Source organism: Aeromicrobium sp. Leaf350, from assembly GCF_916858655.1.
GTDB lineage: Bacteria > Actinomycetota > Actinomycetes > Propionibacteriales > Nocardioidaceae > Aeromicrobium.
This window is the reverse complement of record NZ_CAKASL010000001.1, coordinates 840,378-855,758: the sequence shown is the minus strand read 5'-3', so window position 1 is coordinate 855,758 and position 15,381 is coordinate 840,378. Positions and strand designations below refer to the sequence as shown.

13 protein-coding genes are annotated in these 15,381 nt (G+C 72.8%); 8 read left to right on the top strand and 5 right to left on the bottom strand.

What is annotated here, in order from left to right; all coding sequences use genetic code 11:
* Positions 1–68: 68 nt before the first annotated feature.
* Entirely contained in the window at positions 69–1,127 is a 1,059-nt protein-coding gene (locus LO931_RS04285; protein ID WP_229051992.1) for a hypothetical protein, read from the top strand.
* A 50-nt stretch (positions 1,128–1,177) separates the two neighbouring features.
* Here the strand turns inward: LO931_RS04285 and LO931_RS04280 are convergent, their stop codons facing one another.
* Positions 1,178–3,313: an RNA degradosome polyphosphate kinase gene (locus LO931_RS04280; protein ID WP_229051990.1), complete on the bottom strand. Its 2,136-nt coding sequence runs from the start codon at positions 3,311–3,313 to the stop codon at positions 1,178–1,180.
* Positions 3,314–3,378: 65 nt separating this feature from the next.
* On the opposite strand from LO931_RS04280, the gene LO931_RS04275 reads away from it, so the two are divergent.
* On the top strand, positions 3,379–4,449 hold the full coding sequence (locus LO931_RS04275) for an alpha/beta hydrolase (protein ID WP_229051989.1): 1,071 nt from the start codon (positions 3,379–3,381) through the stop codon (positions 4,447–4,449).
* A 184-nt stretch (positions 4,450–4,633) separates the two neighbouring features.
* Here the strand turns inward: LO931_RS04275 and mshD are convergent, their stop codons facing one another.
* Genes mshD through LO931_RS04260 form a run of 3 tightly spaced genes read right to left on the bottom strand, consistent with a single transcriptional unit; the run spans position 4,634 to position 7,597 of the window.
* Positions 4,634–5,440 (bottom strand): mycothiol synthase, encoded by an 807-nt coding sequence (mshD, locus tag LO931_RS04270; protein WP_229051987.1) that lies wholly within the window; start codon positions 5,438–5,440, stop codon positions 4,634–4,636.
* Positions 5,437–6,861 (bottom strand): acetyl-CoA carboxylase carboxyltransferase subunit alpha/beta, encoded by a 1,425-nt coding sequence (locus tag LO931_RS04265; RefSeq protein ID WP_229051985.1) that lies wholly within the window; start codon positions 6,859–6,861, stop codon positions 5,437–5,439. Before LO931_RS04265 ends, mshD begins: the two co-directional genes overlap by 4 nt.
* A gap of 25 nt (positions 6,862–6,886) precedes the next feature.
* A complete protein-coding gene (locus tag LO931_RS04260; protein ID WP_229051983.1) occupies positions 6,887–7,597 on the bottom strand; it encodes a response regulator transcription factor in 711 nt (236 codons plus the stop codon).
* Between the two features lie 255 nt (positions 7,598–7,852).
* Here LO931_RS04260 and LO931_RS04255 point away from each other — a divergent pair, with 255 nt between their 5' ends.
* Complete coding sequence (locus LO931_RS04255; protein ID WP_229051982.1) at positions 7,853–8,779, top strand: hypothetical protein; 927 nt, start codon at positions 7,853–7,855, stop codon at positions 8,777–8,779.
* A gap of 41 nt (positions 8,780–8,820) precedes the next feature.
* A complete protein-coding gene (locus LO931_RS04250) occupies positions 8,821–9,249 on the top strand; it encodes a thioredoxin family protein (RefSeq protein WP_229051980.1) in 429 nt (142 codons plus the stop codon).
* Between the two features lie 3 nt (positions 9,250–9,252).
* On the opposite strand, the gene LO931_RS04245 is transcribed toward LO931_RS04250, so the two are convergent.
* The gene (locus tag LO931_RS04245) at positions 9,253–10,410 is read right to left on the bottom strand and encodes an ROK family transcriptional regulator (RefSeq protein WP_229051978.1); all 1,158 of its coding nucleotides are present in this window, start codon (positions 10,408–10,410) and stop codon (positions 9,253–9,255) included.
* A 93-nt stretch (positions 10,411–10,503) separates the two neighbouring features.
* Between LO931_RS04245 and LO931_RS04240 the strand changes: the two genes are divergently transcribed.
* From LO931_RS04240 to LO931_RS04225, 4 genes are read left to right on the top strand one after another with little or no spacing between them, the layout of a single operon-like run.
* On the top strand, positions 10,504–12,036 hold the full coding sequence (locus tag LO931_RS04240) for a sugar ABC transporter ATP-binding protein (protein ID WP_229051976.1): 1,533 nt from the start codon (positions 10,504–10,506) through the stop codon (positions 12,034–12,036).
* A complete protein-coding gene (locus tag LO931_RS04235; protein ID WP_229051974.1) occupies positions 12,033–13,064 on the top strand; it encodes an ABC transporter permease in 1,032 nt (343 codons plus the stop codon). The genes LO931_RS04240 and LO931_RS04235 overlap by 4 nt, the downstream gene beginning before the upstream one ends.
* On the top strand, positions 13,061–14,200 hold the full coding sequence (locus LO931_RS04230; protein WP_229051972.1) for an ABC transporter permease: 1,140 nt from the start codon (positions 13,061–13,063) through the stop codon (positions 14,198–14,200). Before LO931_RS04235 ends, LO931_RS04230 begins: the two co-directional genes overlap by 4 nt.
* Entirely contained in the window at positions 14,197–15,378 is a 1,182-nt protein-coding gene (locus LO931_RS04225; RefSeq protein WP_229051970.1) for a substrate-binding domain-containing protein, read from the top strand. Before LO931_RS04230 ends, LO931_RS04225 begins: the two co-directional genes overlap by 4 nt.
* The last annotated feature ends 3 nt before the right edge of the window (positions 15,379–15,381 follow it).

The window sequence follows — 15,381 nt, the reverse complement described above, 5'->3', positions numbered from 1 at the left end:
GCCGTCGGTCGGTGCACCCGCACGCGGGCCGCCGTGGTCGGGCTCGGACCCGAGGAGAGGCGGTCGTCGTGGGCGTGAGGAGCTGGACGCCGAGGGGCTGGACGGCCTCCGCCGTCGCCGTGGCCGTGCTGGCCGCCGCCGTGGGTGCCGGTGTCGTCGTCTCCGAGCGCCTGGGGGCTGACGCGCGCGTGCAGGACGTCGCACGCCTGGTGCCCGCCGACCTGGCCGGCCTCGACGTGACCGACTGGGAGTCGGTGCGCGACCGCCTGGGCGAGAGCGGCGACGGCCTGGTCGCCGCGGCGTCGGACCGTGACCTCGCGACCCGTTCGACGCTCGTCTCGAGCGACGTCGTGGTGGCCGAGGGTCTGGGCTGGTCGCCGCGGACCGTGCGCTGGGAGGCGTTCGTGCAGACCTCCGCGGGCACCGGTCTGCTGGTCGGCCTGCCCGAGTCGAGGAGCCGCACCGAGGCGCGCCTGCGCGACGTCGGCTACGTCGAGAGCGACGGGCTCTGGACCATCGACCTGTCCGACCTGCGGGTCGACGGCGCCTCGACGCCGGAGACCTTCCAGCAGGTGCGCCTGCTCGGCGACGGCGTCGCCGTCGCATCCTCCGAGGTGCCGGTGGTGGAGCAGCTCACCGCGATCGCCGAGGGGCGCGCCGAGTCTCTGGCCGACGACCCGACCGCGGCGCGCACCTGGGCCCAGGCGTCCGCGCTCGACGTGTTCGCCCTCCAGGACGGTCAGGCGGGCTGCGACTCGACCGACCCGGCCGAGTCCGGCCCCGACATCGCGGCCCAGGCGGCCGTGGCCGTCGACGCTGCCGGCGAGCTCCGCCCGTACCGCTGGCTGGTCCGAGGTCTCGACGTCTCCGCCGCGCCGACGGACGAGCCCGACCGGTTCGTGGTCGCGATGACCTTCGACTCCAGCACCCAGGCCGCCGAGCAGGCCGAGGTGCGGTCCCGGCTGGCGACCGGACCCTTCATCGGCCAGACCGGCACCGTCGAGGAGTCGATCGAGCTGACACGTCAGAGCGTCGACGACGGCGTCGCGGTGCTCGACCTGGACCGTCAGGACGGGGCGGTCTCGCTCATGGCGTTCGCCGGACCCCTCGTCCTCGCGTCCTGCTGAGCACGCAGGAGTCGGTGCCGGTCCTGACCAGCGCGATCGCACGGTCGGGCTCAGCCCTTCGTGCGCGACCGGCGACGGCGTGAGTTCTCGATCAGCGCGGCCTGGAGGTCGCGCGTGCCCGCGCCGCGGACCCACTCGCCGTCGGCCGTCAGGTGCCAGTTCGCGGTCTCGTCGTCGGCCGATGTCGCGAGCAGGTCGCCGATGCGATCGGTCTGCGCCTCCGACGGGATGCGCACGAGCACCTCGACGCGGCGGTCGAGGTTGCGGTGCATCAGGTCGGCGGAGCCGATCCAGGCCTCGGGCGTGCCGCCGTTGGCGAACCAGTACGCCCGGCTGTGCTCGAGGAACCGCCCCAGCACGCTGATCGCCCGGATGTTCTCGCTCAGCCCGGGGACTCCGGGCCGGATCGCGCAGATGCCGCGGACCACGATGTCGACCGGCACCCCGGCGACGGACGCCTCGTACAGCGCGTCGATCAGGGCCTCGTCGACGAGCGAGTTCACCTTGATGCGGATGTGGGCCTCGCGGCCGGCGCGATGGTGCTCGATCTCGCGACGGATGCGGTCGAGCAGGCCCGTGCGCAGGTGGGTCGGCGCAGTCAGCAGCGTGCCGTACTCGCTCTGCTGCGAGAACCCCGACAGGTGGTTGAACAGGTCGGTGAGGTCGCGGGTGATGTCCTGGTTCGCCGTGAGCAGGCCCAGGTCTTCGTAGTGGCGCGCGGTCTTCGGGTTGTAGTTGCCCGTGCCGATGTGGGCGTACCGCCGCAGGCCGTCGGGCTCGTCGCGCAGCACGAGGGCGAGCTTGCAGTGCGTCTTGAGGCCGACGATGCCGTACACGACGTGGCAGCCGGCCCGCTCGAGCTTGCGGGCCCAGCGGATGTTGGCCTGCTCGTCGAAGCGGGCCTTGATCTCGACCAGCACCAGGACCTGCTTGCCGGCGCGGGCCGCGTCGATCAGGGAGTCGATGATGGGCGAGTCGCCCGAGGTGCGGTACAGCGTCTGCTTGATCGCCAGGACCTTCGGGTCGGCGGCGGCCTGCTCGATGAAGCGCTGCACGCTCGTGGCGAAGGAGTCGTACGGGTGGTGCACGAGCACGTCGCGCTTGCGCAGCGCGCTGAACAGGTCGGCCGGGCTCGCGGTCTCGACCTCGGCCAGGTGCTCGTGCGTGCCGGGAACGAACGGCTCGTAGTGCAGCTCGGGCCGGTCGATGTCGGCGATCTCGTTGAGTGAGCGCAGGTCGAGCGGTCCGGGCAGGCGGACGACCTCGTCGTCGCGCACTCCGAGCTCGGAGGTGAGCAGCTCCAGCACGTCCGGATCGATGGTCGGCTCGACCTCGAGGCGCACGGCCGGGCCGAACTTGCGGCGCAGCAGCTCCTGCTCGAGCGCCTTGAGCAGGTTCTCCGCGTCGTCCTCCTCGACCTCGAGGTCCTCGTTGCGGGTCACGCGGAACGTGTGGTGGGCGACGATCTCCATACCGGGGAACAACAGGTGCAGGTGGGCCGCCATCGCGTCCTCGAGCGGCAGGTAGCGCTGCGGGCCGACCTCCATCCAGCGGTTGATGATGGGCGGCACCTTGACGCGGGCGAAGTGGTCCTTGCCCGTCGCGGGGTTGCGGAGCACGACGGCCAGGTTGAGCGAGAGGCCGGAGATGTACGGGAACGGGTGCGCCGGGTCGACGGCCAGCGGGGTGAGGACGGGGAACACGCGCTCGCGATAGGTCGCGCCGAGGTTCTCCTGCTCGTCGGCCGTGAGGTCGTCCCAGCGGAGCAGCTCGATGCCCGCCGCGCTGAGGTCGGCGTCGAGGTGCTCGTGCAGGTGCTCGGCGTGGCGGCGCTGGAGGTCCTGGCTGGCGGCGAGGCTGCGGGCCAGCACCTCCTTGGGGTGCAGGCCGCTCGACGACGGCACGGCGACCCCGGCCGCGATGCGACGCTTGAGGCCCGCGACGCGCACCATGAAGAACTCGTCGAGGTTGCTCGCGAAGATCGCCATGAAGCGCACGCGCTCGAGCAGCGGCAGGCTCGCGTCCTTGGCGAGCTCGAGCACGCGCTCGTTGAACGAGATCCAGGAGAGCTCGCGGTCGAGGAACCGGTCGTCCGGGAGGGTGCCCGCGGTGGCGTCAAAGGGTGGATCGACGTCGAACTCGTCGGGAGACGTCACGTCCGTGACGTCCAGATCTGCACTCTCCATGGCCACATCGTGGCACGAGAACGTAGACGCGAGGTGAACGACGGGTGGTGCGGTACCTTGCCGACATGGCGACTCCTGGCCCGTCCCTCGGTACCGTCCTCGGCGCTGTGCGGGGGGTCTCGGCCCGCGGCGTCATGCGGCTTCCCGCCCGCGTCCTGAAGGCTGCTGCGGGCGCGCCGGTCGTGCGCGACGGCAAGCAGCTCGACCACGAGATGCAGCTGCTGCTCAAGCTCGCCCGGATCGAGGGGCCGGCGGTCGAGGACGTCAGCGTGACCCGGGGGCGCAAGATCCTGCGCGCGAGCTCGCAGCTCGCGGGCGGCACGCTGCCGATCGGCGCGGTGACCGACCGCTTCATCGACGGACCCGGCGGCCGGCTCGGGCTGCGGTTCTACACGCCGCGCGACCTGTCGGGTGCCTCGCCGGCGCTGGTGTTCTACCACGGCGGCGGCTGGATCTACGGCGACCTGGAGAGCCACGACGCCCTCTGCCGCTACCTCGCGGAGGCGGCGCAGGTGCGCGTCGTCGCGGTCGACTACCGGCTCGCGCCCGAGGCGCAGTTCCCCGCGGCGGTCGACGACGCGTGGGCGGCGTGGGAGTGGGTGCGCGACAGCGCGGCCGGGCTCGGCATCGACCCGACGCGCATCGCGGTCGGCGGCGACAGCGCCGGTGGCAACCTCGCGGCGGTCGTCGCCCAGCAGGCGGCGCGCGAGGCCAGGGACGGTGGCGCCGCCCAGCAGCCGGCGTTCCAGCTGCTGATCTACCCGGCGACCGACTTCGCGGAGCGGCGGCCGAGCCGGCACACGTTCGGGGAGGGCTTCTACCTGACGACCGGCTTCATGGACAAGGCGGAGGAGAACTACCTCGTCGGCGACGAGGACCGCGCCGACCCGCGGCTCTCGCCCATCCGGGGTGACGTCACCGGCGTCCCGCCGGCCTACGTCGTCACGGCCGGCTTCGACCCGTTGCTGGACGAGGGCGCCGAGTACGCCGAGCTGATGCGCGCGGCCGGGGTCAGGGTCGAGTACCAGTGCGAGGAGTCGCTGATCCACGGCTTCGCCAACATGGCCTCCTTCGGCCGCAGCGCCCCCGCCGCCATCCGCCGCCTCGCCGCCGCCCTCCAGCGCGGCCTCTCCTGACCCCACCCCACCCCACCCGCGGGCGGTGACTTAGGGACGTGTCCCGCTCTCGGGCGGTGACTTAGGGACGTGTAGAGGCGCCGGACACGTCCCTAGCTCACCGCCGACCCGCGGGACACGCCCGTAACTCACCGCCGACCCGCGGGACACGCCCGTAACTCACCGCTCACCGGGGTGGGTGGGGTCAGCGGGCGTAGAGGGTGTCGCGGGCGTGCTCGGTGAAGCCGAGACGGCGGTAGACGACGAGGGCGGGGTCGTTGTCGGCCTCGACGTAGAGGTCGACGACCTGCACCTGCCGGTCGAGGTGCTGGAGGCCGCGGGCCGTGAGAGCCGTGCCGAGCCCGGCGCCGTGCGCCGACGGGTCGACGCCGACGACATAGACCTCGCCCACGCCGTCCTCGATCTTGGTCCAGTGGAAGCCGACGACCTCGCCGTCACGCTCGGCCACGAAGAGGCCCTCGGGATCGAACCACGACGACTGCGTGCGCCGGCGGAAGTCCGCGAGGTCCATCGCGCCCTGCTCAGGGTGCGACGCGAACGCCCGCGCGTTGACCGCCACCACGGCCTCGGCGTCCGCCTCGGTGAACGTGCGGATCGTGACGCCCTCCGGCACCCGCAGGTCGACCGGGGGAGCTCCCTCGCGCCGCAGCACGAGCAGGGTGCGCTCGGCCTCCAGCCCGAGCCGACGCGCGAGCTTCTGCGCCGGCAGCAGGTCGCCGTGCGCCCAGAAGCGGGTCTCGCCCTCGTCGAGGACCGACGCTGCGACCCGGTGCCCCAGGCCCCCGCGGCGGAACCGGGGATCGACGACCAGCTCGACCGGCGCGTCGCCGACGGCGATCGCCGCGGCCACCAGCTGGGGCCCCGCCTCGATGCGGACGTCGACGCGCGGCTCCTCGCGGGCCGCGAGCGCCATCCGGGTGGCCTCGTTGAACGGCTCGACGCCGTCGAACTCCGTCGCGCGCCGCGCCAGCTCGGTCAGGTGCTCGTTCATCGCGCCCTCAACGCCTCGAGCTGGGCCGCGACCTCGGCCGCGACGGCGCGGGCCAGCGACTCGGCGTCGTCGTCGGGGTACTCGCGCACCAGCTGGTGCACGACCCCGTGGCGGTGGAGGTCGACGGCGCTGACCTGCTGCGACGTCGCCATCTCGGCGGCGTGCTCGACGTCGCCGTGCACGATCGCGCTCGCACCCTCGGGCGGCAGCGGCGACAGCCACGAGTGCTCGGTCGCGACCACGATGTCGGCCGGCAGGAGGGCCAGCGCGCCACCTCCGCAGCCCTGACCGAGCAGCACCGAGACGGTCGGCACGCGCAGCGTCGACATCTGGCTGATGCACCGCGCGATCTCGCCCGCGATGGCCCCCTGCTCGGCTTCCGGCGAGAGCTCCGCGCCCGGGGTGTCGATGAACGAGACGAGCGGCAGCCCGAGCTCGTCGGCGAGCTCCATGCCGCGGCGCGCCTCGCGCAGGGCGGCCGGGCCCATCGGCGACTCCGGGGTCTGGGTCGTGCGGTCCTGCCCGATCACCACGCAGGGCTGCCCGTCGAGCCGGGCCAGGGCCACGATCATCGCGGCGTCGCGCTCGCCCTCGCCCGTGCCCTGCAGGCGGACCGTCGCGTCGCTGCCGTGCCGCAGCACCTCGCGCACGCCGGTGCGGTGCGGGGCGCGGGTCAGCTCGATCGACTCCCACGTGTCGAGGCGGCGCTCGACGGGGGCCCGCCGCGGCTGCAGCTCGCGGGGCCGCGGGCCGTCGACGAGGAGCGAGAGCGTGCGGTCGACGACCATCGGCAGCTCGTCGGGGATCACGACGGCGTCGACGACGCCGTGCCGCACGAGGTTCTCCGACGTCTGCACGCCGGCCGGGAACGGTCGGCCGTTGAGCAGCTCGTAGACCTTCGGACCCAGGAAGCCGATCAGGGCGCCCGGCTCGGCGATGCGCACGTGACCCAGCGAGCCCCACGAGGCGAAGACGCCTCCGGTCGTCGGGTGGCGCAGGTACACCAGGTACGGCAGGCCGGCCTGGCGATGGTCCATCAGGGCACGGCTGATGTCGATCATCCGCACGAACGCCGGCGTGCCCTCCTGCATGCGGGTGCCGCCGGAGGCCGTCGCCGCGAGGATCGGCAGGCCCTCCGCGGTCGCCCGGCGCACGGCGGCGACGATGCGGTCGGCCGAGGCCCGCCCGATCGAGCCGGCGAGGAAGCGGAACTCGTTGACGACGAACGCGACGGGTCGGCCGCGCATCGTGCCGCGCCCGGTCAGGATCGACTCGTCGGTGCCGGCGCGCTCGGCGGCGGCCTCGAGCTCACGGCGGTAGGGCTCGGCGTGCCCCGAGATGTCGATGGGGGAGTCCCAGGACTCGACGGAGCCCTCGTCGAGGACGAGGTCGATCAGGTCGTGCGCGGTGAGACGGGCCACGGCCTGAGTCTGTCAGGCTCCGCCGTCAGGCGTTCGCGTCGGCGGTCTCGCGGCTGTCGGCCTTGGTCGAGACGAACCGGTAGCCGACGTTGCGCACGGTGCCGATCAGCGTCTCGTGCTCCGGGCCGAGCTTGGCGCGCAGGCGGCGGACGTGGACGTCGACGGTGCGGGTGCCGCCGAAGTAATCGTAGCCCCAGACCTCCTGCAGCAGCTGCTGGCGGGTGAAGACCCGGCCGGGGTGCTGCGCCAGGAACTTGATGAGCTCGAACTCCTTGAAGGTCAGGTCGAGCGAGCGACCCTCGAGCTTCGCGGTGTAGGTGGCGTCGTCGACGACCAGGCCGCTCGTGGAGATGACGTGGCTCTCGCCGGCGCCGTTCGAGGCGGCGGCGATGCGGCCGATGCCCAGACGCAGGCGCGCCTCGAGCTCGGCGGGACCGGCGGTGGTCAGGATGACGTCGTCCATGCCCCAGTCGGCAGCGGCGACCGCGAGGCCGCCCTCGGTCAGGACGACCAGGAGCGGCACCTCGATGCCGGTCGTGCGGATGACGCGGGTCAGGCTGCGCACCTGGGCGAGGTCGTGGCGTCCATCGACCAGCACGGCGTCGCAGGACGGGGCGTCGAGCAGGGCGCTGGCCTCCGCCGGGAGGATGCGCACGTGGTGCGGCAGCAGCGCCAGGGCCGGGAGCACCTCCACCGACGACTGCGGGCTCTTGGTGAGCAGGAGCAGGTGGGACACGGGCACCTCCGGATGGATGGACCCCCCTGGTGCGAGGGACCCCGGATACAGGACGAGGCCGCGGCGAACTCGCCGGGCCTCATTGCGATTTCAACTCTAACGCACGTGTCGGGTCAATCTCCAGGGCATGTCGAACAGGTGACAGGCATCACTCCGGCAGATGTCGCGTCCGCGGACACGACACGGGACGGACACGCGGACCTCCCGCACGCGTGTCCCGCAGCGCGGGGTGGAGCCGGATGACATCATGCGGTGGTGTCGCGCAGCGCCCATCGAGGCTCGCCCTCCCAGGGCCACGCAGCCTCCCCGGCGGATGCCGGTGGCGAGCCCGCGAACCCGCCCCGACCTCCTCGCCGCGCCCCCGCCCGTCGTGCCCCCTCGCGACTGACCCCCGCGCTGTGGACGGTCGCGCTCGTCGCCGTGATCGCCGCCGCGGTCCAGGCCGATCCGGTGCTGGTCGCCGCGACGGTGCTGCTGGTGCAGGCGCAGATCGCCGTCGGTCCGCACCCCGCCGACGCCCGAGGCCGCACGGTCCGGGCGCCCAAGGTCGCGGCGATCATGACCGCCTCCCTCGTCGCGACGGTGCTGACCCTGTGGCCCCGCTCGCTCGTGGGTGCCGACGGCACCACCGCGGGCGACATCGCCGAGGTCGTGCCGGGCTCGCTCGTCGCGATCGTCCCGGCCACCGCGGCCGGTCTCGTCGTGGCGCTGCTCTCGCAGATGTTCCGCCGCGACGGGCGGCGCGAGCTCGTCGTCACTGCCGCCCACGCGGCGACCGCGAGCCTGCTGGCGGCCCTCACGGTCGGGTGGATCACGGCGGCCCGGAACCCGCTGGGGGAGGAGTCGGTCGTGCTCGGCGCGGTCGGGGTCGCCGTCGGCGTGCTGCTGTGGAGCCTGCCCGGCGACCGCTACCTCGTGGCGTCGATCGCGATGGCGGGCAGCGCCGTCGCCTGTGCGCTGGTGGCCCAGCTGTGGGGCGGCTTCTTCACGTTCACCTGGGTCTTCGGCCTGCTGATGGGCGCGCAGGTCTCGATCGGCGCCGTGCTCGGCCAGGTCGTCGGGCGGGCCTGGGGCGAGGGGCGCCGGCACGCGTCCTCGGGCTGGGGCTTCCCCGGGGCCATGTCGGTCGCGCTCGCCGCGCCCCTCGTGCACCTCATCGGTCAGCTCGGCGTCGGAGCCTGAGACGACCGTGCGCGTCGGGGTCGGCGACGTAGGCTGGTTCCATGATCGGCGTGTGGGTGCTGCTCGCGGCCTTGGTGGCCACGGCCGTCATCGCCGTGCTCAAGCGCCGCGTCGACGGCCGCTTCCGCAGCCAGGCGCCGCCGGGGCAGGCCGCCACGGCCTCGGATGTCGTCACGGCGGCCGAGATCGGCGGAGAGCTCGGTGAGCGACTCACCCTGGTGCAGTTCTCGAGCTCGTTCTGCAGCCCGTGCCGCGCGACGCGGGTCCTGCTCACCGACGTCGTCCGCGGGCGGGAGGGCGTCGCCCACGTCGAGGTCGACGCGGAGTCGAACCTCGAGCTGGTCCGCCGGCTGAACATCCTGCGCACGCCCACGGTGCTGGTCGTCGACCCGGCCGGAGCCGTCGTGGGTCGCGCCTCGGGTCTCCCGCGCCGCGAGCAGGTCGAGGCCGTGCTGGCCTCGGCCGCCTGAGGCTCAGGCCTCCAGCAGCGCGAGGCTCGCAGCCTCGACCGCGCTGGGCGAGAGCACGTGGTCGACCGCCAGGGCCACGGCGCCCAGCACGCCGGCCTCGGTGCCCGCCCGCGACGACTCGATGCGGAGCTGCGCCGTCGCCAGAGGCAGTGAGCGGAGGTAGACGACCTCGCGGATGCCGGCCAGGAGGTGCTCGCCCGCGCCGGCCAGCTGGCCGCCGATCACCACCACGGACGGGTTGACGAGGTTGACCATCGTGGCCACGACCTCGCCGATGTCGCGGCCCGCGTCCCGCACCACGGCGATCGCCGCGGCGTCGCCGGCGCGCACGAGGTCGACGACGTCCTGGCCCGACCGCGCCTGGACGCCGCGCGCCCGCAGCGCCTCGGCGAGCGCGGGGCCCGCCGCGAGGGCCTCGAGACATCCGGTGTTGCCGCACCGACACACGACGTCACCCGCACGGGCCACGCGCACGTGCCCCAGGTCGCCGGCCGTTCCCTGGGCGCCGCGCTGCAAGCGGCCGCCGGAGACGATGCCGGCACCGATGCCGGTGGCGACCTTGATGAGCACGAGGTCGTCGACGTCGGACAGGTGGGCCCGCCGCTCGCCGAGCGCCATGATGTTGACGTCGTTGTCGACCAGCACGGGGACGCCGGTGCTGCGCCTGACGTGCTCGACGACGTCGTACCGGTCCCAGCCCGGCATGATCGGCGGGCTGATGGGCCGCCCCGTGGAGTGCTCGACCGGACCGGGCAGGCCGATGCCCACCGCGGCGAGCTGGGCCTGGGGTGCGGTGGCGGTGAGTCGTGCCGCGGCGCCGACGATCCAGCCGAGCACGGCCTCGGGCCCGTCGGCGACCGGGAGGTCGGTGGCCTCCTCGCCCAGGATCGTGCCGGTGAGGTCGGCCAGGACGGCGCGCACGTGCGTCGCGCCGACGTCGACGCCCACGACGACCTTGGCGGCGGGGTTCAGGGCGAACAGGGCGGGGGGACGGCCCCCGGTGGACCGGGCGTCGCCGAACGGCGCCACGAGACCCAGGCGCATCAGGACGTCGATCCGGGCGGCCACCGTCGACCGGGCCAGGCCCGTCGTCTCGGCGAGCTCCGCCCGGGTCCAGGGCCGCCCGTCCTTCAGCAGCTCGAAGAGGTCACCGGTTCGCACGGTTCGAGTGAACCACGATCTTCTTTCGCTTGCCTAGCAATCGACTTTTGAGAGTCGCTCGACAAAAGCAGTGAGCCGTGTCACAGTGCTGGCGTGGCCGAGACACCTTCACCCGCCCCCTCCGAGCCCGTGGCGCCGCAGCCCGTGCTGGTCGCCTCCGGGCTGACCAAGAGCTTTCTCGGGACGACCGTGCTGGCCGACGCCGGGCTCACGCTCGTCGCCGGTCAGGTGCACGGGCTCGTCGGCGAGAACGGCGCGGGCAAGTCCACGCTCATGAAGCTGCTCGCGGGGGTGCACCAGCCGGACGCGGGCACCATCAGCCTCGACGGCACCGACGTCCGCTTCGGGCACCCGGTGCAGGCCCAGCAGGCGGGCATCTCGACGGTGTTCCAGGAGTTCAACCTGCTGCCCGATCGCACGATCGCCGAGAACGTGTTCCTCGGCCGCGAGCCGGTCCGCCGGGGCATGGTCGACACCGCCGCCATGCGGCGCGACGCCCAGGAGCTGCTGGAGGGACTCGGCGTCTCGCACCTGGAGGCCGGGCGACCGGTCCGCACGCTCTCGGTCGCCGAGCAGCAGATCGTCGAGATCGCGAAGGCCGTCAGCCAGGACGCCCGCATCATCTCGATGGACGAGCCCACCGCGGCCCTCGCCGACCACGAGGTCGAGCTGCTCTACGCGATCATCGGCCGTCTCACGGCCCGCGGCGTCGCGATCCTGTACGTCTCGCACCGGTTGAAGGAGATCTTCGACCTCTGCACGACCATCACGGTCCTCAAGGACGGCCAGCACGTCACGACCCGGGCCGCGGCCGAGCTCGACGAGGCCGAGCTCGTGCGGCTCATGGTGGGCCGCTCGCTCGTCACCTACTTCCCCGACCCGCTTCCGGGCACCGTGGTGGGGGAGCCCCGGCTGGAGCTGGAGGACGTCGGCCACGGCGACGTCGACGGCGTGACCCTCACGGTGCACGCCGGCGAGGTCGTCGGCGTCTCGGGACTCCAGGGATCGGGTCGCACCGAGCTCCTGGAGGGCGTCTTCGGCGTCCGTCCGTTCAGCCGGGGCACGGTCCGTCTCGACGGGCGCGAGCTGCGGCTCCGCTCGCCGCGGCGGGCCGTGCGGGCCGGGCTCGCCCTCGTGACCGAGGACCGCAAGGCCACCGGCCTGGCGCTGCGCCAGTCGATCCTCGACAACGCGCTGTCGGTCGTCCGCGGCGTCGTGCCGGGTCGCACCGGGCAGGCGCGCCGTGCGGTGCCCGGCGTGCTGTCGTCCCTGCGCGTCAGCGCTCGCGGGCTCGACCAGGAGGTCCAGTTCCTCTCCGGTGGCAACCAGCAGAAGGTCGTCCTCGCGCGCTGGCTCGCCACCGAGCCGCGGGTCGTGCTGCTGGACGAGCCCACCCGAGGCGTCGACGTCGGCGCGAAGGTCGCGATCTACGACCTGGTGCGGCAGCTCGCCGCCGACGGCTTCGCGGTGCTCATGGTGAGCAGCGAGCTGCCCGAGGTCATCGGGATGAGCGACCGGATCGTCGTGCTGCGGGACGGACGGGTGGCCGGCGAGCTGCCGGCGGGCTCGTCCGAGGAGGACGTGCTGCAGCTCGCGACCGGCGCCGTCCGGGGAGCCGTCGCGTGAGGGGGCGCAGCGCGGGTCTGTCCTCGACCGCGATCGTCTACCTGGTCCTGCTGGCCACGACCGTGGTCGGCGCAGTGCTCACGGCCACGGTCGGCCGCAACTTCTTCAGCAGCGGCAACATCTCGGCGATCCTGACCGCCACGAGCATCCTCGGGCTCATCGCGATCGGGCAGACGCTCGTGATCCTCGTCGGCAGTCTCGACCTCTCGGTTCCCTACGTCGTGAGCCTGGCCAGCATCATCGGCGGCACCACGATGGCCGGGGAGTCCGGCAACATCGTCCCCGCGGTGCTGCTGACCCTCGCGGTCGCCGCGGCGATCGGCCTCGCCAACGGCCTCGTCGTCAGCCAGCTGCACGTGCACGGCTTCATCGCGACCCTCGGCGTCGGTCTGGTCGTCAGCGGCTACATCGGCACCAACTACCAGGGGTCGAGCGGATCGGCTCCGAAGGCGTTCCGCGCCGTGGACGAGGCCAAGATCGGTCCCGTCCCGGTCAGCGTCCTGATCATGCTCGCGCTCGCCGCCCTCGCCTTCCTGATGCTGAGCCGCACGCGCATCGGTCACCACATGTACGCGGTCGGCGGCAGCCCCGAGGTCGCGCGCCTGTCCGGCCTGCGGACGTCGCCGCCCGTGGTCGTGGCCCACGTCCTCTGCTCGGTGCTGGCCGGCGTGGCGGGCCTCCTGCTGCTCTCGCGGCTCAGCGTCGGCAGCCCGACGATCGGCTCGCAGGGCGGTTACGACCTCCTGTCGATCGCCGCGGTCGTGCTCGGCGGCACCCTGCTCGCCGGTGGGCGTGGCGGCATCGTCGGCACGCTCGGCGGCGTCGCGATCTTCGCCGTCATGGACAACACGATGGGCGCCCTCGAGGTCAACCCGTTCCTGAAGGACGTCGTGCGCGGCGTCATCATCATCGCCGCGGTCGCGGTCTACGCCCGTCGCAACCTCCAGGTGCGACCCGCCCGCTTCGACCGATCCGTCCCGCCGGCGCCCGCCGGATCGACGCCACCGCCGGCCCAGGAGGTCCGATGACGACGACGACCCGCCCCGACGAGCGGCCGGGGCTGCCCGCGCACTCGCGCTCGTTCGGGGCCCGCCTCGCTGCCGGCGCGGCCACGCCCGGCGGCGCGGTCTACGTCCTCGTGCTGGTCCTGCTGGTCTCGATCATCATCAGCAACCCGAACTTCGGCGAGCCCGGTGCCCTGATCCGCTTCGCGGGCCGCACCGCTCCGATCGCGATCGCCGCGATGGGGCAGTACTACGTGATCGTCTCGGGCGAGTTCGACCTGTCGATGGGGGCCGTCGTCACGACCCAGGTGGTCATCGCCGGCAACATGGCGGGCGACGACTCCAGCCAGGTCGTGCCGGTCCTGGTGCTGATGCTGGTCGTCGGTGCGCTCATCGGTCTGGTGAACGGACTCGTCACGACCCTGCTGCGCGTGCCGAGCTTCATCGTCACGCTCGGCACGATGCTGGCCCTGTTCGGGTTCCTCCGGTACCGGGCGGGCGTGGCGCCCGCCGGCAACCCGGTCGACGAGTTCCGCGAGATCGGTCGCGGCGGGATCCAGGACGTGCCGGTCGTCGAGGTGATCCCCTACCCGCTGATCATCGTCGTGGTGCTGGCGACGCTCGCCGCCTTCTCGATGCGCCGACCCTTCGGCCGCTCCCTCGTGGCGACGGGCGACAACCCGGACGCCGCGCGACTCGGCGGCACCTCGGTCTGGTGGGTCAAGACCCGCGCGTTCATGATCTCGTCGCTGTCCGCCACGGTCGCCGGCATCATCCTGGTCGGCTACGCGGGCGGTCGCGCCGTCGGCCAGGGCTACGAGTTCTCGGCCATCACGGCGGTCGTCGTGGGCGGCGTGGTGCTGGGAGGCGGTCGCGGCTGGGTCCTGTCGGCCGCCGCCGGGGCCTACGCGCTCGAGCTGCTCTTCGTCCTGCTCACCGTGCTGCACGTGCCGTCGACGTGGCGCGACTCGGTGCAGGGACTCATCATCATCGTCGCCGTCGCGGCCTCCGCCCGGGTGTGGCAGGTCGGCCGACGCGGTGGCGCCCCACCACCGACCACCGAGCCCGACCCCATCAACGACCCCATCAACGACCCCACCACCGACTCCGCAACCCCCACCCCGCCCACCCCGGGCACTCACCAAGGAGAACACCGATGAAGCGACACGCGACCCGGAGGATCTTCGCCGCAGCCGCGGCCCTGACCCTCCTCGCAGCCTGCGGCAGCGACTCGGACGACAGCTCGTCCGACGACAGCGACCAGTGGTACGTCCAGGCCGACTTCGACGAGCAGAACGCGCAGCGCGACGCGACGTTCGAGGGTGACCCGGCCACGCCGTGGCTGCAGTACATCGACGGCGAGATGACCGACACCGCGGCGTTCGCCTCGCCCGGCGCCAAGAAGGTCTGCTTCGCCAACGCCTCGGTCAGCAACCCGTGGCGCCAGACCGGCTTCCTGACGATGCAGCAGCAGCTCGAGGTGCTCGTGGGCCAGGGGGCGATCTCCGAGATGGAGACCCGCGACGCGCAGGACGACGACAACACGCAGATCGCCGACATCGACTACTTCATCTCCGAGGGCAACTGCGACGCGTTCATCATCTCGCCGAACTCCACGGCCGCCATCACGCCGGCCGTCGAGCGCGCGTGCGAGACCGGCAAGCCCGTCGTCGTGTTCGACCGCGGCGTCGAGACCGACTGCGCCACGACGTTCATCCACCCGATCGGTGGCTACGCCTGGGGCATCGACACCGCCGAGTTCCTCGTCGACAACCTGGAGGAGGGCGACAAGGTCATCGCGCTGCGCATCCTGCCCGGCGTCGACGTGCTGGAGACCCGCTGGGCCGCCGCCGAGAAGATCCTCGACGAGAACGGCATCGAGCACGAGGACCACTTCACGGGTGCCGACCCGACCGAGATCAAGAAGATCATCTCCGACGCGCTGGTCCAGGGTGACGTCGACGGCGTGTGGATGGACGCCGGTGACGGCGCCGTCGCGGCCATCGAGGCCTTCGAGGACGCCGGCGTCGACTACCCGGTCATGACCGGTGAGGACGAGATGAGCTTCCTGCGCAAGTGGGAGGACACCGGCCTGACCGGACTCGCGCCCGTCTACTCGAACTTCCAGTGGCGCACCCCGCTGCTGGCGGTGCAGATGATCTTCGCGGGCCAGCCCGTCCCGGCCGAGTGGGTGCTGCCGCAGACCCCCATCACCGAGGACGAGCGCGCCGAGTACCTGGCGGCCAACGAGGGCCTGCCGGACGGCCACTACGCGAAGTTCGGCGGCGAGGACCTCCCGGGCTTCCCGCAGGTCTGGATCGACCGCGAGGTCGGCTGACCC